This window comes from Acinetobacter radioresistens DSM 6976 = NBRC 102413 = CIP 103788 (assembly GCF_006757745.1).
GTDB lineage: Bacteria > Pseudomonadota > Gammaproteobacteria > Pseudomonadales > Moraxellaceae > Acinetobacter > Acinetobacter radioresistens.
The window spans coordinates 139,428-165,577 of the sequence record NZ_AP019741.1 but is presented as its reverse complement, the minus strand read 5'-3'; the positions used below and the strand labels follow the sequence as shown (position 1 = coordinate 165,577).

Genomic DNA, 26,150 nt, shown 5'->3' with positions numbered 1-26,150 from the left:
TGGGATCATGGCAGCAGCATTAGACAGCATTAAAAGATTTTTCTCGATACAGGCAGACTTTAACCTGATTGACTTGAGGCATCTTGCCCTTGGTGGCCGAAAAGACGGATGGATGTTATTACTATTCATCATCGGATGTTTGGCAGCGAATCCCTTTGTAATCGACAATATCTACTACCGAATGATTGTGTTGATCGCATGTGGTATACCGTGTGCAACCCTGCTTTTTTATGGAAAGATTAAATACTTCTTTGATAAAGAATTCACTTTCGATCCAATTATGGAGCAGGATAAGGCCCGACCATTCAGATTACCTTCTAGTAATCCCGTAGGTAGCCTTGAGGATAATATCGGTAAAGGTATATGTGTGGGCTATACCACCGACACAGGTGAAGCAGTCTTTATTCCGTATAGCCATATCTCACAGCATATTGCGATTAATGGAAGTACGGGTACAGGGAAGTCAGTATTGGCAACCTCAATGATGGCCCAACAGATGCGTAATGGCGGTGGACTATGCTTCATCGATGGTAAGTTAAGTAATAAAGAATTACTGGCTGTATGGCAGCTTGCATGTTGGTCCGGACGCGAACTGGACTTACTGATTATTAATGCCGGCGATCCCTCCACTTCTAATACGATTAACCCCATCCTACGTGGTGATCCCCAAGAAGTGACAAGCCGTATCATGATGCTGTTGCCAGAGGTATCAGGCGGTGCTGAACATTATCGTAACAGTGCCTTAATTGCGCTACAGGTCATTGTGGCAGCTTTCCAACGTATCGGCCTACCTTATTCATTCCAAGACATTACGGCGTGCCTACAGGATTTTGATGCCTTCAAATACGTGGAATCTAAACTGCAATTAGAATTTCCGGATTCTCAAGAAACTGTCGCTTGGTTCTCATTAATGAAAAGCTTTGTGAAAAACAAGTTTTTCGATTTCGATAGCTTTAGAAATTTACTTTCAGGTCTTGCAGCTCGACTATCTCAGTTCAGTGAAGGTTCATTTGGGCAAGTGATGAATAGCTACAACCCAGAAATTGATTTTGAAGAATGTATTCTGCAAAACAAAATCATTTATGTGATGCTCCCTACAATGGCAAAGAACGAACAGAGTATTGCATTGGCTAAAATTCTTATTGCAGATATGCGTACAGCGATCAGTCATTTTCAGAGATTGCCGGCACACTTATTACCTAATCCACCATTCATGATTTTACCCGATGAGGCAGGGTCCTATATTGATGAAACGTGGGGACGCATCTTTGAGCAGGCACGATCGTCACGCATTTTTCTAGCTCCATGCTATCAAACATACGCCAACCTTAAGCCAAATGGCCTAGAAACACTGTCAGAAGTCGTGATGGGTAACACCCTCTTTAAAGTATTCTTTAAACAGCTCTCTACCCTATCAGCTCAACAGGCAGCAGATGAAATCGGGTTATACAAGCAGACCACTTGGGCTTTAGGTTCTGGTGAGGGTGTCAGCAGTAGCGGTGATGAAGTAGATACTTCTCCTATTCAAAATCGTGGAGATAATAGAGCATCCAACTTTACGCAACGTGAGGAAGAAGTCTATCACGTTAAAACTGAGGAATTTAAATACATCCCAATCGGTGATTGCATCCTGTACTACGGCGGTACACACCTCTATCATCTACGTGTTCCATTGACTACACTCACTGATAAAGCAGCGAAAGAGTTTGGTAACGTACAGTTCAATCATTATGCTATGGATGTCGTGGAAGGCTTGAACTTGCGTGAGATCGTACGCGAATCAGTAAGCTGATAAGGAGATAACAAATGTTTATGGATCGCTCTCATATTGAATTAATCATAATTAGCTCAATCGCAATATTATTTATTATTGTGATCATTAAGCCTCTACGTGATCTCACTATCTGGTTCATTAAAGATATGATCATTCCTGCAATCCTTTGGTTCTTTAATTACGTTGTATTGTTCTTTATTAAGCAACTAAAAGAAGTCGTGATAAGCCATCAAGATATTTTTAAGAATCTTTATTCTTCTCGCGCCGTCATTTTCTGGAACCTTGATGATCAGCGTAAAGACAGAGATAAGGCAATGAACCGCAAAACCTGATTAATCATTGTTTAAAACCATGGGCGCTCAATTGAACGTCCATTTTTCTATTCATAATCTATTATAAATTCAATATACCTCTTGAACTCTTAATAGAGATTTTTAGATGAATATTCAATATTGGAAAATTAATAAACATTTTACACCTATATATTAGGCTCAATTGATCATTATTTAATCACCCTGTATCTGGGTGCTTATATACTGATTTTTATTAATCTTTTATTATTTATGATGATATTTTAAGCAACTTTATCAACAATAAATGTGGATAAATCAAAATTAAATAATTTCTTTGAATATTCTAAATTTGTGGTATATTGTGTATATATAAGAAAGAGTGGATTTAATAGTGAATACTGAACAGAACCTAAAGAATATGCCAGTTGCCTTGACCCCTGAACAAAATTTATGTGCAGATTTCGCTGTTAAATTAAACTCGTTTAAAACTTTAGCGTATGCCGGCACTGGTAAAACCAAAACTCTTGAAGCCATTAGCTACCGAATGGGTAAACTTGGCAAGAAAGGTTTATACCTTGCATTTAACCGCTCCGTGGCAGGAGAAGCCAAATCTCGCTTTGATAGCAGTATTACATGCCGCACCTTTCATTCTCTTGCACATGCTCATGTTCCTGCTCAATTAAGCAAGAAAGCGTATAACCCTAAAAACTTTCCAAAAGACTTAGCTGAGATGTATCACTTGAAAGAAAGTGACTGCAAATATTCTTCTGGCTACATGGCAGAGCTTAAGCACCGTTCTTATAAGAAATTCATGGAAGTGAATAAACGTGGTGGATCACGCCGTTTTACTGCTACCCAAAAAATGCAGTACATCAATGATGCGGTGAAAAATTTCTGCAAGTCTAGTGACGTTCAATTGACATCAAAACATTTTGATCATCTTGATTGGCTTAATCCGACTCAAAACGAAGCAATCATTAAAGAACTGCTCCCGTTTGCGGTACGCCGTTGGAATGATCTTACCGCACCCGACAATAACCTGAATATTTCGCATGATGTCTACGTGAAATATTGGTCTTTATCAAATCCTCAAATTAAGGGTTACGACTATCTGTTGCTTGATGAATGGCAAGACAGTGATGCCTTAATGAATTACATCGTATCTAATCAGAATATCCCCTGCTTCTATGTCGGGGATGAATATCAATCTATCTACCAATGGCGCGGTGCAACCGATAGTTTAAAAAAACTCGATTTGCCTGTCGTTCGATTGACTCAATCATTCCGCTTCGGTGAAAGCCTTGCTAACCATGCGAATTTGATCTTGAGTTGTTTAGGGGAAACTGTGCCTTTAATCGGTAATCCCGAGGTGCATACAGATATTGTTTATGACCATGATATGTCTGTAAAAGCGGAAGCGATCTTATGCCGTACTAATAAAGGCGCTTTTGCTGAACTGGTGTATCAGTTACAGAATTTTCCTGATCGTAAATACGCGATGTTGGCTGAGATTCATGAAATCAAGAAGTGGTTAGAAGCGGCAGAGCAATTAATTAACGGTTCGAGAACTTACCACCCCGACTTAAGTGCTTTTTATCGTTGGGACGATGTTCTTGAGTACACTGAACTTAATAAGTCAGACAATGAGTTTGCGAGTATGGTACGTCTGATCAATCAGTTTTCATCTAGCTTTACGACTCTTTATTCAATTTTGGATAGAGTTAATTCAAATATGGATGAAGCAGATTGTGTCATTACCACTGTACATAAAGCTAAAGGCTTGGAGTGGGATTCAGTCTATATTTCATCTGACTTTGACCTATGCCTGATGCCTAATAAATTCAATGGTATCGATCAGGGGTTTAAGAAATCTAGTAGCATCAGTCAGGATTTATATCTGGAAAATTGGGACTTACTACCCTTTCCAACCTCACTAAAATTGATACCAATGAAAAATAACATGGTACAGGGTTTGATCCCTACCCTAGATGCGCTTGATAAGCGCATGTCGGAACAATACTACCGCATCACTGATATGCCACTAGACGAGCTACGTTTGCTCTATGTGGCGATTACACGCGCTAAGAAAACCCTATATGCAGGGAATCTTAGTGAGCTATTTGTTCTGCTAGAAAAATTACGCACTAATCTGGATTAATCAATAAAAAACCTCTCAGTTAATGAGAGGTTTTTTTATATTAAATTATCTTGTAGGTACAGCCACAGGGTTAATTGGCAAGCTTGCAGCAATGGTCCCTACCATCTGGTTTAGATCGTTAAACTGCTTCACCCTGCCATCTGGAGTTATCTGATATTTAGCAATTTCATTGCGCCAACGTTCCAAATTAGTGTCATAAGACTGAGGTGGAGTAGCTTTAACTGTAGAACCATTAAAGGTAAGTACAGCAGCTTCTTCTAAGGTTTTAGCAAGCTTTACGGCCATATCGTGAATTACAATCCGGCGTACATGTTCCGCGATCAAATAGACTTGATCTGGTGAGTTGTTCACTTTTGAAATGTAGCCAATTAACTGCGTATCAATACTGCCATAAAAAGCTTTTTCTTCGGCAGTCATTACTGATTCAATATTTGCTTTGCCGGCCTTACCTACAATACCGTGTCCACCATTGATTTGAGCTTGAACAGTTGTTCGATTCAAATTAATTTCAGAACTATCAATATTGTAAAAGCTTTTGTTAACAATACGCGCAACACCCTTAAAGTATGTAGATAATTTTGCATTCTGATTTAATGGAAGTTTTTGACAACCTTCATCAGCCGTATCACTACCTTGACAAGCATAAAATGGCTTAGCGTCTTGAGGTGAAATCAAGTCATCAATACTAATTACACTTTCATAACGAGCCGGCTTAGGATCACATTGACCTGAACCGGTAGCACAATCCTTATCTCCGCTTGCCGTCTGAGCAGAAGCATTAAATACCTCAGTACCGATAACATTCATTAGCATGATCTTAGCCTCAAGCTCAGAACCGCCACTAGCCGGCATAATAGCCTTATAGCTGTCAGACGCATTAATAGCACGCCATGTCACGTTACCTACGTTCGGTAGTTCTTGAATTGCTTTATCGGCTCTTGAGGTTGCTTCGCCATCAGGTGAATTACCTCTCAAAGAGTTCCAACCTTGGGAAAAGTTCTTTTGAACATTACTAAAGTAATCTTTAAAACCACCAGTTTGCGTTTTGATCTCACCCATTGATCCTTTTACAGCATCCAACATTGCTCCACCAGTCTTGTCGATCTGGAACAACTTGCGTGCAGCCTCACAGCTATTCTTAAGCAATGAGTTCATTTCTTGTAGCTTTGCAGACCAAGTAGTTAGCAAAGACGAAAGCGGCTGACTGATCGCGTTAAGGCCAAGTTGAAATAATAAGCCTAGTGCATTCTGAGCGATCGCCCGTAAGAGTTGAGTCAGTTCTTGAGCATTGATGAAGCTGAATGATCCACCGAACAAGTTTATACCACCACATCCGGCACTGACACGAGGCGGATCAAATGAAACTAAGTTAATTGATTTAATACCAAAACGACCAACAAATGAACCACCAGAAATGACACCACGCTGTTGTGTTTGGAACATGCCGGGGGCGGTCGTATTGCTGTACATATCTGACATGAAGTTATCCAACCCACCAGTAGTAGCAGTTTGACTTGCGCCGGCAAAAGTAGCGAAAAGACAGCAAATTCTTAAAGGTTTAAGAAATGTTTTTGGAATATTAATCAAAGTTTCACCAATCTTTTGTTTTATCAAAATAGTTATTCAACCTTATTTACTCATTGCCAACAACTTTCTTGATATAATCAACAATCTTTGTTGGATCATCGTTTAACTCTTTTTCCACCTCTTGCATACGATTCATTTGCTGCGGTGTAATAATGCCTTTAGAATAAGGATCGAGCTTGTCTTTCAAATGTTTAGGTAAAAGATTTTGTTGTTCTGCAACAAGCAATATCTTTGATTCTAAAGAACTTTGAGTAATTAACCCTTGGCTCACAACATAAAAGTTGTTCGGTGGAGCTAATAAAACAATTGACGGTGTAATCCGTAATCTGAGATTAACTGCTTGGCCCTTATCAGGTAATATTATTTCATCGTTACCCATTTTCGGCAAACGCTTTCCGTCCATAGATATATTAAATATTTTAAAATTATTATCCACTTTAAAATCTTTTAAAAATTCATATTGAGAAGAACAGAAAGAGCAGCTTGTGTCATAAAAGAACCAAAGTCCTGTAGTTTGAGCCAAATATTTCAGAATCATTTTTTTATCATGTTCAGCAGCAGCTACAAAAACACGGTTAGATGCTGTATCCACTGGAACCCGATTGGTTTCATCTAGGAATGGATCAAGTTGGGTGACAGTACTGGCAGCTTTTGAAAAGTTCTGAGATCGGTCTAAGGCAATTCTCTGCATATACATATATGTCTGAACTTCTTTACTTGGTCGCCCATTTTCATCTGTAGGATTATCCATAGCAGCTTGTAAAGCTTTTGGCATATTTACCTTCAACCACTCTGTTGAAAGGGGTTTTGGTTGTGCAGGAGCAGCTTGTACTACGATCGGCTCATTGATTGTGTTGGTAGTCGGGTTATAAATATCTACCTTCTTGGGCTGTACAGGCTGTTGAACAACTACTGGCGGCTGAACAGGTTTCTGCTTTTTCTTAGCTTCGGGGTCCTCATACCAATACCACCCTTCACTTCTACGATCATAAAAGTTTTCAGAATATTGAGTTGGCGGTTGATTGCTAATAGCTTGCTGTCTTTGTTCTGTTAAAGCTGCATAAAGATGCGTAACTTGGAAAGTTAATGCAGCAGAAAGTAGCAGTACTTTCGATTTTTTCACTTATTAATCTCCAAGTTAAAATAATATAGGCGTAGCAATATCAACTTTAGTGTTTTCCTTAATAGGCAACACACCCCAATACCTACTATCAAATGATCTGTAGTAAGAACCTAAAACAAAAACTGAATTTAGAGGAACAATATAGTCAGCTTGCATTTGAGCTTCTGTTTTCTTGAGTTTTACTAAAGCGGCAGGATTCAATTCAGCACGCTTAACACCATTAATAAATAATTCGAGTCCTTTGATCTGAATATGATCCCCTTGCTTTGCAACTACTTTTTTAATAATAGTACTTTTACTACTAACGATAGGCTCTAATTTAGAAGAACTAAATGAAATATACTCACCGACTTTTAATTCTGAATAAGTTTTAATACCTTTATTAACTTTAAAGAAAATATGGTCATTAGAAGATACATTACTAATATCCACAGCGATACCAAAGTTATCTTTAACCTTCTTTACATAATAATCACTACTGATATAAATGAAACAAAAAATAGCAATTATCCAGAGAACAGTTAAACGGCGACCTTTACAAGCAATAAACAGCTCTCTAATGAATGAAATTAATGGCATAAATAAATAAGCCAAAAATAAATATACTTTATTTTGTCTAAAACTAATTTTCATCGCCAATTCTCAATAATACATTTTAAAAAGCGGTCAGTTGACCGCATTATTTAGTTCATTCAATATCAATGGATTGACCATTACTATCTGTAATAACTTCTGCATTATTTAGCTGTTGTTCAGCTTGTGCATTTATTGCTTGATTTGCATCATTTAATGCAGCAGTTTCGTAATCACTAACATTTGTTTGAGCAAAGGTTTTTAAAACCTCATATTTTTCTTGATTAGAATAATCTGCATCAAACCTTTCACGTTCTACAGGCTCAAATCCTAATGATTTAATAACCTGATCTGTGATGTCATTTGTTTCAGAAGTCACATAAACCGCACTACGATTAATAATGATATAGCCATTATCAGTATATTCCCGCACAACCTTTTGCAAGTTATCTCTGTATTGAAGTGAAACTTGCTGAGCTTGTTCAGGAGTAAGCTGTTTACTCATATAGGGAACGGTCGCAGAATAGGCCAAACGTGCAGTATCCAGTACCACTACTTTCGCCCCTTCGGTAGCCGGAGATATTGGCATCTTTATCAGGTTATATTTATATGCAAGAATCAAGGCCAAAATAGATACCAATATACATGAGCCAATAATCAACTTACGATTTTCTTTTCTGTTTTCCTCTTTAATTAAATCTATTTGGGATTTAATCTCAGCAACAGAATATATTTTAGCGAGTAATGCTTTAGAAGCATTAGTTTTATTTAGCTCAATCTTTTTTATTAATTGAAGCAGAGTAAGGTTCTTTATCCCACTATCATTGATCGTGAATAAAACACCACCTAGTACGGTTTCATCTGACTCATTTAATTTTTCAGGGGTAATAAAACTATCAATTGTTTCAATTACCTCTGCTTTTGAATATTGACCATCTATATAGGCAGACTCAAAAATTGGATTTTTAATATTTAATTCATTCATAGCATCCACCTATTAACCAACCACACGCATAATTTTGTTTTTAAAATCTAGTAATACTTGATCTAGGTCCTCACCATTTTCAATTCTAGCTTTGAGATCATTAATATCCTGATTAGAGTTTGCTTTATTTTCATATTTGTCCTTTTCTGCTTTCAACAAATACGAATCAATGATTTCAGCAATATCCTCACCTTTATCAATTCTTTCAATGAATGGACGGAAATATTCATCACTTGAGGAAAATAATATCTTTTCAAAATCATTTAAAATCGTACGAATGACTGAAATATTTTCAGTACTGGTTTCAAAGATCATTGCCTCTGAATAAACGCCTTTTGACAAGCGAAGTGATTTATAAGTATTAATAATGTAGGGATCGTCTTTAAGTAATTTCTTCTGTGCCATTACATCGATCTGTTCAGCAACATACGGTAAGTAGATCATGTAGTTCGCATTGATCATCACCTTCCCGATTGCAGGAGAATCAGCAATACGCTCAGCATTCTGAGTTACCAACCAACAACCGCCACGATACTTACGCACACGCTCATAGAAGTCAGCAATGAAAGCGCCTACTAGCGGGTCCTCAAAGTAACTTGTCACTTCCTCAAACAACACAAATTTACGTGCATAGCTAAAGTTACGGTACATATCAGCCTGAATACGTGTGCAGACCATCATCATTACGACCGTCTTAAGCAATGGGTCTGATTTCAAGCCTTCAAGCTCAAGCACAACCATTTGAGCATTCAGATTTAAGTTATTATCACCGTTGAAATATTTGCCGTATGAACCGTCTACTGTATATTCAAATAACTGGCTACCGAGTCTGCGAATTTCTTCTTCGGGTTGGATAGATAAAAAGTCAGCAATATCACTAATCGTTGTTTTTTTAGCACTGGTACTGTACACCGACTTAATAGCTTGCTTGATTTTAGACATACAAAAGTCGTCTAAATGTGTAGTGGGTGATGCCATCTGTTTTACTATACGTGCAAGCTGATCAAGTTCTTCATTGATATTTTCAACAAGAGTAAATGGATTTAAACAAACATCACTACTGTCGGTAAACTCAATGAATGACCCGCCAACCGTATAACATAATTTTTTATAAGATTGACCATCATCCAAAACTCGGATTAATGCACCTGATTCATATTCTTGAAGAAGGAAATTTTGACCAAATACTGATTTACCACCACCTGATGAACCAAATATCATGCCATTATGGTTCTGGCCGGCCATAGGATCGAAACCAAAGATATTTCCACGGCGCGTATAGTAGATTTGACTAAAATTACCGCGCAAATTCTGGAAATCAGCAAACAGAGGGGCAAATGTAGCAGCATGTACTGTTGTCATGCGTAATGTACGGCTTGTATTTTTAAGCGACTCAATACTTGCATATAGGGGCAAGGTATTCCAAAAAAGCGGTAAAACAATTTTAGAATCAGGTACAAGAATCAAACCAAGTGATTTGTAATAGCTTTGAAGAACAGTAGCGATTCGGGGTAGCTTTTGCTTATCTTTACTGAATAAAACTACATTAAAATACAAACGGCATGGTATTTCGCCGCGCTTAGTTGCATTACGAAGCAACTCTAAGCCTTCAAGACGATCCACCAATTTAGGAGCAAACTTTTTAGCCCATGGCGTTGCAGTATCGAATGTCTGTGCGTAGTCAAAATCAATTTTGGTGTTTTCATCCTGCGTTTCAGGAATAATGATCGTGCAGTTAATAAAATATGGACATCCAACTTGTTTGGTTGAACCCATTGGATCGCCAACAAGCATATTGGTTAAAGAAATATCATTCTTCTTAGGCAATGCACTTACAGACAGCACTGAAATGTGTGTATCCCCGATTTTCGTAATATTAGGATCACGATTATCTGTTTCAGTAGTCTTTCTAAACACCTGTTCGGATATTTTCTGGAATTCGTCATAAGTGTTATCTAATGGCTCAAATGGATAAACGATTGAGCGTAATTCAGATAAATACTCGTTCACTGTTAACTGCTTTAAATCTGGCAGTGTAGTGCTTCGTAAGCTGTCATATACAGTCAATATCAGCTCTTTACAACGCTGTAGATCGTATTCACTAAGCTGTAAGTCGGCAGGAATTTTTACACTCACAATAATTCGTGATTGACGTAAAGTAATACCATTTGCCGGAACCGGCGGCGTGATTTTAGCTTGTCTTAATGATTCGGTACGTTTTAAAACGATCGAATGAAGGTTTTCTTTTTGCTTTGCATTTAATCCATGATTATTTTTAATTGAATTATAGTTATTTTCATAATAACTATCGATCTGGTCATCAACATGGTTAGTTGCAGCTTGCTGAATTTGAATAATAGAATTCGGTGGAAGCTTTACCGAGATAGCACTCACAAAGAGGTTGAAGCCCTGATCATCCATACCATTTAAAGGCGTTGCCAAGAAACAAGCACCAACGTATGACTGCTTTTTATTATTTTCACAGTAAAAAAAATGATCTTCGGTTGGGCTAATTACTGGTGTTAAAGATGACAGACTGTATCGGTGTAGCATCTTATCGATGATAGAAGCTTTGGTTTGCATAATACATCCGAATTTGTATATAAAATATTTTAATTATTATAATTATTTTATTATAAATATCCAAACAAAAATATAATGTTTTATTAATATTTATTTTTAATTATGGCAAACGTTAACTTAATGATATTTCTTGGATTGCTAAAATTTTCTCCAAGCAAAAAAAAACTCGCCAATGGCGAGTTTATTTTTTTTGTACTTAGATGATCGCACCGAAGATAGACATCAAGATTGCAGGACCGAATACAGCAGCGATACCGATACCGATTGCAATGATGATACCCATCAATGATTTAGCAATAACAGCAGCATAAAGAGTCATAACAAATGCTAATACAGTAGCGAATAAACCACCTGTACCTTCAAGGAAGTTAATTACCCAAAGTACTGGCGTATTCATCACAGTACCAGATTCTGCTGCACCAGTACCCGATGTTCCTTCAAGGTCTGTTACTGAAATAGCCATTGATTCGTTAATCATGGCAAACATGATTACGGTAGCTACAGCTAAAGTAATATATGACATTAAACGTGCTGCTTTCTGAGAAGCAAAATCAGCAATGCTGAATTTCTTTTGAACTAATTCCATGGTAATTCCTTATTAATGACTAAAATTCTTGTGCAAGACTCTCAAACTTGCAATTATTAATTTTACATAGTTTTTTTAATTTTACTAGATAAATTATAAAAAAATTATGGAAATGTTTTAATATTATTAATAGTAATATTATGAAATTAAAAAAACCCGATTAATCGGGTTTTTTTAATTAATTCAAACTTTAATTGAAGCTACCATTTTCAGCCAATTGCTGTTGTCGCTGCATTTCAGGAGAAAGGTTTTGTGCTGAATTTGCCTGCCCCTGTTGTCCCGAATTTGCACTGTTAATAATTTCCTGAGCTTCTGCATTTGCAGGACTAGAATCACCGCCTGTTGCCGGCGTTGTAGAGCTTGGTGACATATAATCAGCTTGGTTAGGGGCAGTAACAGGCGTATTACGCATTACCGAATCCCCGAAGTTCCATCGGCGAGGTGTAATTTCAGTGAATAAATACGATGACCAATTTAAAGTTTCATTTTCGTCTTTCCACGGAGCAACCCAGATACGCAAAACCTTTGGTTGCTCAAGTACTGGCATTGGTGAAGATGCAGCCTGAAATTGTGGTTTAGCAAATAAGTTAACCATCTGCTCAGCTTGTGACGTTGGTTGATTCTTCTTAGACGAACCTTTGTCGTATTTAGACTTAGGACCAGAATCTTCTTGCAAATCTGATTGGTAAACTGCTACACGGTCATCACTATTAGTTTGTTCATAAACTTGCATTGGTGATTTACATACGATCCCATCTGGCAATCCAGAACATCCATACTTAGATTGCATACCTGTACAAGCTGTCATCAAAGCAGCTAAAGCACTGACGGTTAATAAAGTTTGAATTTTCATTATTAGTTTCCTTGAGTTGCTTTAGATACGTTAAATTTATTGTTTAAAATCAGAGTAACTTGACGGCCTGCGTCAATTTCAATCACTGGAACCATTTGTTCAGCTAAATCCATGTAAAAATTCGCTACACGATCAAGTCCACTACCAACACCACTAGCTACAGCCATTTTTGAAGCATTACCTAAATTTGGAACTTGGTATTGGGTTTCATCGCCACCTGAAATATCAAGGGATGGGACCGTAGTAGGAGCCATTTGCTTACCAAAGCCACCAAGTACACCGGCTACCATGGAACGTGCAATCACAGAACCTTGTTTTGATACTACACGACCACGTAAACCTGATTTACCATCTTCACCTACCACCCACGCTGAAATTGGACCATCAACAATTTGTCCATCTTTAAAGATACAAGAGATAGTTTCGCCACGCATTTCAGCACGTTCAGTAGCCAAGTTACCCACACCCGATACAATGATGAAGCATTCTTTAACAGCCTGAATATAACGGTTAGGCAAGACTGCATCCTTTTTTACACGTATCAATGCAGGAACCGCATTACCCTTTCCCCGTCCGGCTGTTGCATCCATACCATTAATTAAAACGCCTTGGATCATACTTCCTGTTGGTAGACCATGGGAGATAAGCAATTTAGCCTGTATGGATAAATCCTCTTTCTTTGCATTCGGGTTGCTACTACTACGATAGCCATTACTTTGAAATTTACTTGCATCTTTACCGCTACGAATAATCTGAAACGGATCAGATGATTCAACTGGACGGGCATCAATAGAGTTTTCAGGTACAGAATTCAAAGAAGGATCAGCCATTGGCGCTTGCCCCATATCTGGTACACTTCCTGCGTTCTGATTTTGATAAGCTTGGTCTAAATTAGGATCGATACCCTGCAATGGTGGCAGCGACACACCATTAGCACCACCTGATTGATTGCCTAATTTAAGTTGCTTTACTTCGTCAGTTACAGAAGCCAACTGACGAGAAAGATCAGATACAGTTTGACCTACAGCTTGATTACCACTTTTATAATCATTAGCAATCTGCTCTTGGTTTTGAATCAAGGCTTCTTGCTGCAATCGTTGACGTTCTAATTCTGATTGAGTCATACCACGTAAATCATCAATCCCGACTTCACCAACATTAGGTTGAACAAGTTTAGTTGTTTGAAGTTCCGTTTTTGGATTAATTGCATCTTGACGTTTTTCTGTATTTTCTTTTTCACGCTGATCGCCCAGATAGAAAATAAGTACTGATAAAAGGGAAATGAATGTAACCGCCATGATAATTCGGCGTTTAGTCGGATCAGTTTCATTCCATTTTTGCTTATATTCAGCAAGGCTAGTTTGAAGTTTTTCTTTCATGCTCATTGTAATGGCTCCGATTAGTCGTAAATTGAATCTTCGCCATTGCCAACATCAGCAAGGATCAAGATTTCAGTAGATTCATTAGGAGCTAATTTGATTTTGCCTTCACCAAAAGCAACTGCTCGTACCCCTTTGTGCCAAAATGAAGGTTCACTCAATTCTACATATTGACCAGTCACGTTTTTGGCTGAGTAGACATAAACGTTATGTTCAACTCCTGAATAAATTGCTTTTGGCTGCAACGTGACTGCACCAATACGAGCAAGCACTTTTCCATTCACATTTGAACGAGAATAACCATCTGGTAGTTTTTTCTGAGCAATCATCCCCAACGTCTGACGAATAACATCTGTGTAATCCGAAGCAATTTTGCCATTTGGATTTGTTAGTCGCTCTTTCATTGAATTTTCTAAAACAATAGAGATATTTTGTGGCGGTACAGCTTTCGGGACCAAGGTTAACGAGGCTACAGGACTGTTATTTGCTAAATTGTCATCTTCACGAATGAAAATACCAATTGGCTGATCACTTTCCATGACAAGAAAAACATCTTGACCGACTACTTTTGATTTAGCACCGCCATTAACCAACACAATCGGGTTACGAAACGGTGTTGAGATACGGTTCATATTCGATGCAGATACAGGAACAACATGCGTATCATCATTAGAAATTTGAACTGTTTGCTGCTTAAGGTTTGCCTGATCAAGTGAAATGGGCTGTTGAGCAATCATTGAAGCATTAGTCAATGAGCTATGCGGCATTTGTGCAACCTGAGTACGCACATTACCACCCGACTGAAAATTAGCAGGTAAATTCGGGGCAGGTTGATATTGGGTCTGCGGTAATGGGATATAGTTATTATTCCCACCATTTGAAGGTGCAGGAATATCCTTCGCATTTCTGAAAATTTGTCCATCAGCCGAAGCAATCGGGATCGTTACCGACATCCCTACTGCAACAGCTAAACCAATAAAAATCTTATTAAGTTTCATTTAATTTCTCCAATTATTATTTAGCTGCTATGCCTTGAGCTTGTGCTTCGGCCTTTTCTTGTTTACGCAATAAAGACAAGGTACGTGGCTTAGAGCCTTCATAACTATCGAAGAACGTAACGATAGGTTTTCCGCTTTGCATCTTAATAATGAACTCGTAAACAACAGGTTTTGCTTGGACATTTGCCCCTGTTAAAGAAGAATGCAAATTACCTGAAATGAATAACTTACCTGTTTGCTTTTCATAAGATGATTCACGAGGTACAAACCATGAAGTGAAGTTGCTTTTTGGAAGCTTGGCTACTAATGCACTTAAAGATTCAGACATCTGGCGCTGTAAAGCAGGAGATAAAAACTGGTTTAAAGTCTTAATCGTGTTATCAACATTTTGAGGCGTGGTTTGACCAATAATCCCCGCAATAACTACAGCAAAAGATTCGTAATAGGCTGTATTCGCAGAGTCATACTGGATTTGATAAACCTGATCAATTGTAGGAGGCGCAAGAATTACTCGTTCACGTTTAGTCGCCAGACCCCAAGACTGAACTAAAACAGTCGCCCCGAGAATTACGTTAGCGCAGCATGAAACAATAGCTACTTTATGGCTAAGGTCCCAATTTCCGTTGAATAAACTAAATTTCATTCCTTGTACTCCATAATCGATCCATTTTTAAAATAAGAATTCAACGGAACAATCCCCCAACGATACGGATAATGAATATAGAAGCCGGCCATCGATCTTTTTTTGTAGTTCACATATAGCTTAGAAAATGCGTAAAGGAGAATGCACATCACAATCATGTTTGTCTTGGTGAATAGACAAGCAAAGACGATCGTTACATAGATACTGAGTTCGTCCGATTCAAACACCAACAAGAATGGTGGACCATCGATAGAATCAGGGATGTCAATTTGAGTTAAGGCCATGAGTTTCCCCTTTTATTCAGTAACGTTGATTGTGAGAACAGCGCGGCGATTTGAAGCTCTGCCTTCACGAGTTTTATTTGTAGCGATCGGCTGTGTTTCACCCTTACTACTTGTGATGATTCGATTACTGTTAATACCTTGCTGTACTAACCATCGTTTAACTGCATTTGCCCGCTTTAAACCAAGCTTGTAGTTATAGCTCTGCTTACCAATTGAATCTGTATGGCCTACGATGTTGGCAATAGAAGTAGGATCAGCTTTCATTTTTTCTGAAATCAAAAGCAATTTAGACAGATCGCCTTTTAACTTAGCTTTATCAAAGTCAAAGTGTTTAGCATCGATGATCGTTTCTTCTGGTGCAGGAACCATGCGAATCCAGATAACATCATCTTCTTCTTGAACCCCTGCTGATACTTGATCACAGCCATTGCACACTACAGTTTGTTCTGTGGTTTGTACGCGAACAACTTCACTGTCCACATAAACTTTCAAAATGTTGAAAGAAGGCTGTGGTATTGTTTCGACTTTTAATTCTGGTACTGGTGCTTTGCTTGCACATCCATATAAAGAAGCAATTGCAAGTAGTACCGCACCGCTTAAGTATTTAGTGTTCATCGAATTGCTACTCCATTTTCAGCGATGTATTTAGAAGTGATTGCGTTAGCAAAATCGATAAACGAGGTTTTACTTTCTGCAATTGGTTCAGGAGTGAGGGTGTAAATACCCCCAACAGTTAAAGTTGGTGTGTAATCCACTTTATATTTGGCTCCCAAAATCACGGCATTTTTCACCAGAAGAACAGTACGTTGTGTTCCCCAATGTTTTTTGAATGTAGTCAGGTTTAAGCCGGCACGTTTAGCGGCTTCATAATATGTCCATTGGTCAGATGGGTCTTTTCCTAATGTTTTAATTAAATTAAAAGCATGTTGTTGGAATAAGTTAATTTTGGTCTTATCAGTCTGGAAGGCAGCGTAATAAGCAAAAGCACCCACAGTAGAGTTAGGTTCTTGAGTAATTACTGGAACACGAACATATTTGAATTTTGATGGAAGTGTTTTTGACCACTGTGCCATTTCAGCATCGTACTTCTGGCCGTAATCACAGGTATAAGTAAAGAAGAAGCGAATTACATTAAATTCGTTCTGTACACTTGTACGGCCAAAGATTTGCACATCAACTTTTTGACTTGTTTTTGGATCAATACCAGTCGCCTTACCCGTTTGCAGAAGGTTATCTTGTGCATGAATCACAGTACCAAAAGCAATCAAGCCTATTGCTAGTACAGATTTCTTAAGCATCAGGCGCATCTGCCACCTCATTGATTTGCTCAAGGGAACAGTAATGAAGTTCAAGAATAATTTCTGAGAGCTTTTTACGGTTCACTTCTGACGTTGAACGTTGAATGCTTTGTGCATATGAAAGTTGGTAGTCAGTGATATAGCCTAAAGAAAGTAGACGATCGCCAAGTAACATACCGTCCATGGAAGAACCAGATTTTGATTTACTGATTGAGATTACTTCTTCAAGAGAAGTTTTACCTTCCATGGCTAAACGTAAACATGCCTCAGATAATGGTTCATATTGGGGTTGCTTACGAGCCAGTTCATAAATTGGAGTAATGTCGTGTGCAGCTATATGCTCACGAATTTCATCGTTAATGACCAAGAATTCAATTACTGGTAGACGGCCTTGATAATTTTCTTTTGAATAGCCACGCCCGAAAGCTTGTCGAATATATTTTGTATAACCGTTTTTACGCAGCCAATCAGCTTCATGATTGTTTGGATGGTCCATGTTGCGTGCATCTTTACATTTACGCACCAGACGTTGTGCGCTAACAGCAAGCAAGGTTTCATTAATATGTGCGGGATCAATACCCAATTCAATTAGACGAGAGATTGCACCGACTGATGAGTTGGTATGAAGTGTAGATAAAACTAAGTGACCAGTTTGAGCAGCCTCAATCGCAATCTTCGCTGTTTCTTTATCACGAATTTCACCAACGAGAATAATGTCAGGGTCTTGACGTAATGCGCTTTTAAGTGCGCGTGCGAAAGGAATATTACGATCAACATTAATATGTTGAACACCTTGAATGGTGTATTCAACAGGGTCCTCTACAGTGAAAACCTTACGCTCTGGTGAGTTAATTTCGTTTAGAAAGCTATAAAGCGTAGAAGTTTTACCAGAACCAGTCGGGCCAGTGATCAGTACCAAACCATGAGCCGAATTAATCACATCGAGCGTTGCTTCACGAGTAGCATCCGTCATTTCAATCGTTTCAAGTTTACGACCTGAGTTTGATTGATCCAGTAGACGAATAACAATGGTATATCCTGCTACAGTCGGAAGTGAGCTAATACGCAAATCAAGTTTATTGCCATAGCGTAACCATGCACGAGCATCAACAGCATTACTTTTTGCGTATGATTCTTCAATCATTGCACGAGAATAAATTTTCTTACGAATGAAAGAAAATTCGGTATCAGAAAGCAAACGGCCATATTTATGAAGAATACCATCTTGGCGAACACGGCAAAGATTTCCTACTTCCTGACTTTCCAAATGAATATCGGAAACTTTGCTTTCCATCATCACTTTAAAAAGTTCATTTAAGTAATTGACCGCGAATACTTCATTCTTATTTGTTGAATCCACAACAATGAAGTTATCAGGGATGCGATCAGCACCACCACGCTTTAAATATTCTTCATCAGTAAGAGTTTCATCTTTGAAGAAGTCTGGTCTTAAAAAATCATTCATCATTCAACCCCTGCTTTTGTTTCACTTCATCATCTTTTTCTGAAAGTGAACTATCTGTTCCAAGAACACGGTCCTTATAAGCATCCCAATCACATACGACTGGTGGAACTGATTCGGAGTAAAACTGAATGCGAAATAAAATTGCCGCACGTAATCGGGTTCTAGCACTCCAATTGTCAATTGATTGAAGTGTTTCTGGTTCAGCCCATGGCTTAGCAAGTACATTCACAAAATCGGTCGTCAATTGAATAGGTTTGGTTGCCCGACTGATACGTTCACAAGAATCTGTAGTTAACATGACGTAGGTGAAATAAATCACAAACAGAAGAACGATTACTGCACTGATCAGCATCCGTATAAAAATCATAGTTGCCCCGCATGGAGTTTTTTAAGGTTTGCTGAAACTTTGTTGATGTAGCGCACGCGCTTATATTCGGTAACAGCGTTATATGCACCCACAGCACGCCACGAATAACCGAACTGCACAAAATTGTGAGCCAAAATCCACGAGGCCACTTCAATGTTGGTACAAGGGTTATAAAGATCAGTTAATGTGATATTGAATTTTTTACGAAGGCGAGGAACCCACCAATCATTGATCTGCATCAGGCCATGATCAGCACCCCAACCAAGTTGACCTTTAATGTCATGTCGAAATGAAGATTCTGTCTGTGCAATAGCCATCAAAAGATCAACTGGCACACCGTATTTGCGTGAGGAAGTGTAGAAGCAACCAACGTAAGGAGGTGGATTACGAAGCTTTATAGAGCTGCTGTACTGAGGAATATTTTTATTAAAGGTATTTGAATTAACAGGACTTACAGATGTTGCATAGTTCGGAGCTTTAAATTCTTGGGTAGCCACGCTTCCCATTAACTGCTTCTGAGTAGTAGTTGTTAAAGTAGATTTATTGGCAGGATCATTAATGGATGTTGCTACAGATGCCGATACAAGCTTTGGTGCAGAACTAGATGCAACATAGTTTGCCGGCGCAATTGATGGTACAGATGTTGATTTTGCAGCATCAGGTACAGTGCTAGAGGCAGCAAAGTTTGCCGGCGCAACAGAAGGTACTGACGGTGACTTGACAGCATCAGGTACAGAGGTTTCTTTACGCACGATAAGAATTTCTGCACTTACCGTCTGGGTGAATGCAGTAGTTGTTAGAAAAACAAAAGGTAAAATAAAACTTTTGTGAAACATTCTAAAACCTAATTATATAATGTTTGATAAATCATTAAGGCTAGTATAATCGTTATTTTTTTAATTTTAAATATTATTTATAGTAATTTTAATATTTTTAATAATAAACATTCTTTTAATATTAATTTTTAATTAATAGAAAAAGGTAAGCCCTGTCTACTGATGTAGAACAGGGCTTATGTTGGAGTTTCACGTAACCGCCTAACGCCAATAAAACGTATTGGTACGCTTTCACAGTTATCAACTTGTGACATCTTCTTTGCTGAGCAAAGGAAGCGAATCTCAAACCGTTCAGACAGCTTATGCCCGACTGTCATCACCACTGAGTTTGATACAAACTTCGGTTGTGTTTTAGTTCCACAACTACGACTTTCTAATACCATTTTTCCGCTAGTTACAAAGCAAGATGTTTTCCATCACCGCTAAGTACAGGTTCGCTAGTATTTTGACTAGATAAGTCATCGTCACCGCTAAGTCACATTTGGACCGCTAGATGAAAACCCAGATCAAATACGTCACCGCTAAAACACTATTCCGCTAGCAAAACAACTTTACTGCTTAATAACGTCACCGCTAAAAAAAATAGCTAGTAGCGATTAATTCAACATTAATATTAAATTAATGTTTGAGTAATAACTAAGATATTTGGTTGGCGTGAACCAACAACGGAGCCACCGTTAATGCTTCTTACTGAATAATCATCAAATACCACAACTATTAACAGCCACGTTAATATTTGGGTAATAGGTTTGATTTTCTTCCACGCCAAAAAAGTTTGTACCATTTCATAGATACTGAGGCTGCCACACCTCGCTTTTAAAAACCCTTGTCTTTGGTTTTAAATATTTCCCGCATTGTCTTTCGCTTCATCACCGCTTACGTTTTTATTCGCTCGAAGTGACTGGATTTATATAATCAAACATCTCTTTAAAGAGTGATTAATATATATAAAGTCTACTCAACAATTCTCCCTCTCTCATTAATCAAAACTTATTGCCCACTCAAGGTAGGTTTTCGCTTCAAACAGTCTATATCAAGGAGCCACCTTGTATAATAATCGACCTGAGAGATTCCCATATTAGTCATAATGGTCTTTGTCTATTAACTGAATAAATCAGTATTAATAAACGATCAGTACGCCTATCCACTCCACAAAATAACAGCTATTCCATCTTTCTACAGTAAGAGTTCCAAAAACCCATATTATTAACCGTTATTCGACTTCATTGTGGGTAAAGCACTTGATCTACGCAAAGCAACATACTTAATAATGCACACACCAATAATAAAAAAGACCACATTAAACTTAATTAATGCAGTCTTAATATCTTGATGACATTATCTTTTACGTGTCACCGTTACAGGCTTGAGCTATCCAACGATCTCACCAACCAACTTAAAATGTCATCTCGACAAGTCATTTAAGTCAATCCTTGAGTACCAGAGTTATCCAGATTTCTCCTCAAACTCCCTAATACCTCACGATATTCTCAGCAGCCCACCTGTGCGCCATACATCATGCCCTTCGTAAAAATTGAAGCATGAAATAGGTGTTATTAACGCAACTATCATTCCTTGAAGTTACTCACACTCTCCATTAGACAGGGTTTGATCTAGTCGCCTAGATTCCCGTTTCTATGTCGCCCAACGATTACATATAAATACTCAGATCAGCTTAAAAGCAGTCCTTTTCTTACATGCTGTCAGGATTGGGTCAAAGAGCGGAATTTCACCGCCCAGTGCCCTTCATAGCCGCGCCAGCTACCTTTCGGACGCACGCAGCTTTGCGAGTTTTAGCAATGTGGTGGCTGCCACATGCACATAAAACCTATCGACAAGAGTTTAGAAATTTTTGGTAAGGACACTACTCACATCCCCCCAAAAAAATCATGTTTGGCAAGCACAGGATATGCCACTGAAACCGCAAAAACAACCCTCAAAACCTTTATCAGCACGAATTCACAGGAATTCACAGGAACTCTTATTTACAGATAAACCATTCACCTTATAAAAAAGATAGATTTTAAACAAAATTTCTCTTATTCTTTTTGTAAAACATGGTGTCGCTTTTATGCTTCAACCAAATTTACTAAGGTTTGAACAAAATATGATCACTTATAGCATTAAGAAAACTGACTGCTTATCTGCGCTCATGAATGCGGTCGCCATGGCAGGATGCCGTTATTGGATGAATGGAAAAATTCCAATTAATAGCGTTAATGCTGTTATCCCAAAACTAATTGATAAGTACAAATTGGATCAGGATCAGAATGAACGCCAGTATCAAGCACGTAATGGTTTACCTGTTTGGACCTTAGTTATTCATTACAACCCTTCTCACATAGGCGAGATTGAATTCTGGTTGCTGACTACTGGCTTCCGTAAATCATCTCGAAGCAAAGTCAAAGAATCGGATGAGATCAGAAAGCTCAATGAGAAGCTGATGGCCCAAGAAAACTTGAAGCCTATCATTACCCGAAATCCACTTGAGTACCTTAAGTTTGGTGAATACGTTTTAGGTCTGTACATTTCTTATGATGACCTAAAGGACAATATCGATAACGACTATTTATTCCCTTTTAACTATGGCATTCCTATCGATCCTTCCATTGCAAACAACATGGATCATCTGTCATTTAAGTCAATTAATGGGCTTAAGACCAGTCTTGATTTAGGCTCGAAACTATCCCAAACCGAAGAAAAAAAATACGAAGCTATTAAAGAAAACTTCGGCTTTCTCTATATGAAAGATGCAGATAATCTTGAATATAACCAAGAGAAGGCTATTAGCATCCTTAAGAAACAATACGGCGTAACGGTCGAAGAAGGCACTTCTTACAACGATACAATCAAGCTATTAACCAAGCTACTGAATCGCACGAATAACCAGTATCTACATATTTTTAAAAGGAAATCTAAGAAGCGTTTCCGTTTTACTTGGTATCTAAACAACGAATTCTTGCAGAAAATGGGTACAGATATTGAACGCAAGATCACGCTGATCCCAACTCGCCCAAGTCAATTTGAAGATGCTATGCGCCGACTGTATGCCCGTGGCAACTTTCATGGGGTGCGTCACCAGATTGGGAAGATTTCTGGCCGAGTCAAAAAGATCGTTAAAGAAAACTATCCTAATATTTTCAATAAGTTGCAATTTCCACAAATGTTGCATTATGTGAGATATTCCCCTGTGCCATATAAGAACTTTAAAGAGTTCCAACAGGCTTGTATTAATGAAACTATTATGATTGAAATTAATAAAGAGCAACGTGAGAATAATCAAAAACGGCTTAAGAAATTACGGACGGCGCTACGAAATAAAAATCCTGAATTAATGAAGGCTTCCCCTGCAACATTAAATTCATTAATCCAGAAGCACGATACGAATAAACCTGACCGTATTGTTATGCCTTCCGATAAAGAAGTGGAAAACTTTATCGAACAACATAAAGAAATGGACCCAAGATTAATCTCAGACACGTTCTAAATATAATCTTGAATAATAAATAACCAGTGCTGCACCCTAAGTTACCAAGTTCTTTCATTTCAAAGTGAAACTACTTGGTAACTTACCTTTCTAAGCCTCATAAGATGTGGTTTTCCTGAATCCCCAAATTCCTCATTCTACTTGGTAACTTTTGCCTTAATTTCTTGCCAGTTTCCTACTTTGTTCAGGCACCTCTACGGCGTAACCAATTTCATAAGTCTAAACTATTGAATAGATTTGAATTTCTTCCATACTTTTATGACTGTTCTAGTTGGTAACTTTTTGAGTGCTAACGCTTTATTATCTTTAATTGATGAATAATCGCTTTCGCTACCTGAAATAAATCCATTACCTATAATATTGGCTTAAGTAATTCTGATTATCTCAAGTGATCTAATTAAATATTCATTGTATATCGCCTCACGGCTGCCATAAATGCGCTAACACTGTTTATGGTCATTGTGACTTCTACTAGATCGTGAATATAAAACCATTTTATGCTTGGGCTTTTTCCTTTGGATGAATGCCCTTCTATAGTCCACAATATAAATTATTATAGTTCCCTAGATTAAATCCTATAGCTCACTATTGATCAGGTTATAGCTCCCTATAGATAGTGGTATGGTTCCCTATATTTGGGATTATAGAATGCTATAGCGATAACATAGACTTCTATAAAAAAATGTTCGCCGTCCTATTTCCATAATCGGTAGCAGAACCATCAGAATGACTTTTTAGGATTTTATAATCGGTCGATCTATTATTAGGAGGTTTAATCTTATTATAGGGAAATGGTTTAGTACTCCCTATATCAGCGTGAGCTGATTCCTTCGCGTGAGCGTATCAATGATCCAGATCGGGTGCGCCGTAGCCTGATGTATTGTCCTCTATGTTGGGGTAAGAACCTGATGAAGAATGACGGCGTTTTGGTTCTGGAATGACTCGATTACTACTCTGGTGGCATGATGAAATTGACGCTTCTTTGACTCAACTTTTGTGAGGTGAATTTGGCCTCTTTTTCTTGTTGATTTTGATCTGATGCAGCAGTCCATTTTGATGAAAATTGAGATGTCCTTACGCCGTCTTTTTTCAGTACTGATTGAACTGAAATTTGCTGAATATTAATTAAACATTTCTTTTTTTCTCTTTCATGGAATTGCGCCGTGGTCGTAAATATTTTGAATTGACCTCCTATACCTTGTGGTTGCTTTAGACTATTTAGACTAATTTTAAGTGTATATAAGATTATTATTTTGATGCTTAGTTTATTAATTTGAATATTTTTATTTGCCCTCTACGGCGTTTTAAGCATTAAATATTTATTATCATTTTGGTTAATGTTCCGATCGCAACTGATCAGATTGAGTAGCAAAGTGATTGTGGGTTCGCTTCCGCTCCCTAGAGTTTTGACTTCCGCTAACGCTAATCTTCTTCTCCTATACCATGCTTAGGCAACTTGATTTGGGACTTCACTTTCCAAACTTATCCTACGCCGTATGGTCTATTACATTATTTGGCTTGCCTGATCTACCGTCTATCTCTCCCTATATAGATACATTCCCCTATATAGAGATTTGACTATTTCGACTCCCGACTGAATAAGCTTTGGCTTTTAAGGACTATCTTTTTTCTGGTAGCTGTTTTGATTCATCTTCTGCATGTAGCAGAATTGCTATATCATTCATAGCAAGATTTATTTAGTAAGTAGGCTTATGTTCAACTACATTATTTCAGAACCAAGGGATGCTATTGAGATATGGGGTACATTTAGCGATTACCGTTATCTTCATATGACAATAAATTCGGTTATTGCTACACCCCTTCTAGGATTAGAGGATAACGAATTCCTTTCCGAATTTTCACAGCTCATTCAAGCCAGTCTTTCTACGCAGAAAAATACTCACGTTTCCTATGGTGCGCCTCCAAGCTTGATGCTTAGTCCTTTCGATAAATCTGGGTTCCATCAATATCACGAACATCGTGTGACCTTAGACCCCATCCATCTCGTATTAAGTATGGCCTACCTAAGAAAAGTATTAAAAAGTGATTTTCTTGACTATATGGATATAGGTTACATCTGCCTGTTAAATCATGTTTCAACCAATGCTTTTAACGAATTAGCTTTTTGTTCACTCCATCCTTTAGAGTGGGGTGATGAACTAATAGCTAAACACTCTTATGAAACCTTAAGAAAACGATACTTCGATGCCCTAAAGCAGTTTGAGAAAATGTCTGAACCAAAACGCTATGAAAATTTTGAATCCATTCTGAATAAACTTCATGGCTAAACTTATAGGTAGCTATATCCATTCGTATAGTTACCTATATTCCCCTATATAGTTCCCTATGTATTTCTATTGCTCCCTACCTTAGTACCTTAGTTCCCTATTGATGGATCATAGTTATCTATCTCCCCCTATATTGATCTAACCCCTAACAGGGAATTGCTATATAGGAGATCAATCTCTTTTCCCGAACAATGTTTATCTTGGTATGAGCGAGAGCGGTGTTCTTCACTCTATGCGTGAGCATAGCAATGGGTGATCCGATCTACAGCCGGCCAACCATGTTCCTTTTGATTTTGATCTACGCCGTATGTGTATTCCCCCTATATCGGAATCAGGTTATGTCTTTCCCCTTATATAGCGTACTTATCACTTCCTCATGCTTATGTCCTTCTCCTATGATCTGCTTCGGGTGATCCAGATACAGGATCAGACCTTATATCTCTCCCTATATAGAGATTGGTATATATGTCTACCTATACACATGAAGGCTATGACACAGCTTATTTCATGTATTCATATGCACTGGCCGCCGTTTTCAAATTTTTGTCCCAAGCATTTTTTCTTTTTTTATCCAATCGGTCTAATTTAAA

The 26,150-nt window shown here is 38.0% G+C and carries 21 protein-coding genes; 5 read left to right on the top strand and 16 right to left on the bottom strand.

All coding sequences use genetic code 11. The features are described from left to right. The first annotated feature begins 7 nt into the window (after positions 1-7). From ACRAD_RS15270 to ACRAD_RS15260, 3 genes are all read left to right on the top strand, one after another. Entirely contained in the window at positions 8-1,792 is a 1,785-nt protein-coding gene (locus ACRAD_RS15270) for a type IV secretory system conjugative DNA transfer family protein (RefSeq protein WP_010699962.1), read from the top strand. Positions 1,793-1,806: 14 nt separating this feature from the next. Next, a complete protein-coding gene (locus ACRAD_RS15265; protein ID WP_010699961.1) occupies positions 1,807-2,106 on the top strand; it encodes a hypothetical protein in 300 nt (99 codons plus the stop codon). A gap of 352 nt (positions 2,107-2,458) precedes the next feature. Next, complete coding sequence (locus tag ACRAD_RS15260) at positions 2,459-4,225, top strand: UvrD-helicase domain-containing protein (RefSeq protein WP_010699960.1); 1,767 nt, start codon at positions 2,459-2,461, stop codon at positions 4,223-4,225. 45 nt (positions 4,226-4,270) lie between these two features. Here ACRAD_RS15260 and ACRAD_RS15255 read toward each other — a convergent pair whose 3' ends face one another. From ACRAD_RS15255 to ACRAD_RS15180, 16 genes are all read right to left on the bottom strand, one after another. Beyond that, the gene (locus tag ACRAD_RS15255; protein WP_227548718.1) at positions 4,271-5,704 is read right to left on the bottom strand and encodes a conjugal transfer protein TraH; all 1,434 of its coding nucleotides are present in this window, start codon (positions 5,702-5,704) and stop codon (positions 4,271-4,273) included. Between the two features lie 154 nt (positions 5,705-5,858). After that, a complete protein-coding gene (gene traF / locus ACRAD_RS15250) occupies positions 5,859-6,935 on the bottom strand; it encodes a conjugal transfer protein TraF (protein ID WP_010699958.1) in 1,077 nt (358 codons plus the stop codon). Positions 6,936-6,950: 15 nt separating this feature from the next. Then, complete coding sequence (gene lepB, locus ACRAD_RS15245) at positions 6,951-7,568, bottom strand: signal peptidase I (protein WP_010699957.1); 618 nt, start codon at positions 7,566-7,568, stop codon at positions 6,951-6,953. 55 nt (positions 7,569-7,623) lie between these two features. Next, positions 7,624-8,493, bottom strand: a complete 870-nt coding sequence (locus ACRAD_RS15240; RefSeq protein WP_010699956.1) for a hypothetical protein — start codon at positions 8,491-8,493, stop codon at positions 7,624-7,626. A gap of 12 nt (positions 8,494-8,505) precedes the next feature. Continuing rightward, positions 8,506-11,076 carry a TraC family protein gene (locus tag ACRAD_RS15235; RefSeq protein ID WP_010699955.1) on the bottom strand — a complete coding sequence of 857 codons (2,571 nt, stop codon included), beginning with the start codon at positions 11,074-11,076 and terminating at the stop codon, positions 8,506-8,508. A gap of 196 nt (positions 11,077-11,272) precedes the next feature. Then, positions 11,273-11,662 carry a hypothetical protein gene (locus ACRAD_RS15230; RefSeq protein WP_010699954.1) on the bottom strand — a complete coding sequence of 130 codons (390 nt, stop codon included), beginning with the start codon at positions 11,660-11,662 and terminating at the stop codon, positions 11,273-11,275. Between the two features lie 190 nt (positions 11,663-11,852). Continuing rightward, positions 11,853-12,515 carry a type IV conjugative transfer system lipoprotein TraV gene (gene traV, locus ACRAD_RS15225; RefSeq protein ID WP_010699953.1) on the bottom strand — a complete coding sequence of 221 codons (663 nt, stop codon included), beginning with the start codon at positions 12,513-12,515 and terminating at the stop codon, positions 11,853-11,855. Between the two features lie 2 nt (positions 12,516-12,517). After that, the gene (locus tag ACRAD_RS15220) at positions 12,518-13,900 is read right to left on the bottom strand and encodes a TraB/VirB10 family protein (RefSeq protein WP_010699952.1); all 1,383 of its coding nucleotides are present in this window, start codon (positions 13,898-13,900) and stop codon (positions 12,518-12,520) included. Between the two features lie 14 nt (positions 13,901-13,914). Then, entirely contained in the window at positions 13,915-14,847 is a 933-nt protein-coding gene (locus ACRAD_RS15215; RefSeq protein WP_170211169.1) for a TraK domain-containing protein, read from the bottom strand. 61 nt (positions 14,848-14,908) lie between these two features. Next, positions 14,909-15,535 (bottom strand): type IV secretion system family protein, encoded by a 627-nt coding sequence (locus tag ACRAD_RS15210; protein ID WP_010699950.1) that lies wholly within the window; start codon positions 15,533-15,535, stop codon positions 14,909-14,911. Beyond that, the gene (locus ACRAD_RS15205; RefSeq protein ID WP_010699949.1) at positions 15,532-15,819 is read right to left on the bottom strand and encodes a type IV conjugative transfer system protein TraL; all 288 of its coding nucleotides are present in this window, start codon (positions 15,817-15,819) and stop codon (positions 15,532-15,534) included. Before ACRAD_RS15205 ends, ACRAD_RS15210 begins: the two co-directional genes overlap by 4 nt. Before the next feature lie 12 nt (positions 15,820-15,831). Beyond that, positions 15,832-16,434 (bottom strand): OmpA family protein, encoded by a 603-nt coding sequence (locus tag ACRAD_RS15200; RefSeq protein ID WP_010699948.1) that lies wholly within the window; start codon positions 16,432-16,434, stop codon positions 15,832-15,834. Then, positions 16,431-17,126 (bottom strand): thioredoxin domain-containing protein, encoded by a 696-nt coding sequence (locus tag ACRAD_RS15195; protein ID WP_010699947.1) that lies wholly within the window; start codon positions 17,124-17,126, stop codon positions 16,431-16,433. The genes ACRAD_RS15200 and ACRAD_RS15195 overlap by 4 nt, the downstream gene beginning before the upstream one ends. Then, complete coding sequence (locus tag ACRAD_RS15190; RefSeq protein WP_052017292.1) at positions 17,110-18,582, bottom strand: GspE/PulE family protein; 1,473 nt, start codon at positions 18,580-18,582, stop codon at positions 17,110-17,112. The genes ACRAD_RS15195 and ACRAD_RS15190 overlap by 17 nt, the downstream gene beginning before the upstream one ends. Next, positions 18,575-18,949 (bottom strand): hypothetical protein, encoded by a 375-nt coding sequence (locus tag ACRAD_RS15185; protein WP_010699945.1) that lies wholly within the window; start codon positions 18,947-18,949, stop codon positions 18,575-18,577. Before ACRAD_RS15185 ends, ACRAD_RS15190 begins: the two co-directional genes overlap by 8 nt. Further along, positions 18,946-19,785 (bottom strand): lytic transglycosylase domain-containing protein, encoded by an 840-nt coding sequence (locus ACRAD_RS15180; protein ID WP_010699944.1) that lies wholly within the window; start codon positions 19,783-19,785, stop codon positions 18,946-18,948. The genes ACRAD_RS15185 and ACRAD_RS15180 overlap by 4 nt, the downstream gene beginning before the upstream one ends. A 2,071-nt stretch (positions 19,786-21,856) precedes the next feature. Here ACRAD_RS15180 and ACRAD_RS15175 point away from each other — a divergent pair. Beyond that, positions 21,857-23,272 carry a hypothetical protein gene (locus tag ACRAD_RS15175; protein ID WP_010699942.1) on the top strand — a complete coding sequence of 472 codons (1,416 nt, stop codon included), beginning with the start codon at positions 21,857-21,859 and terminating at the stop codon, positions 23,270-23,272. A gap of 1,712 nt (positions 23,273-24,984) precedes the next feature. Continuing rightward, a complete protein-coding gene (locus tag ACRAD_RS15170) occupies positions 24,985-25,560 on the top strand; it encodes a hypothetical protein (RefSeq protein ID WP_010699941.1) in 576 nt (191 codons plus the stop codon). Positions 25,561-26,150: the final 590 nt, after the last annotated feature.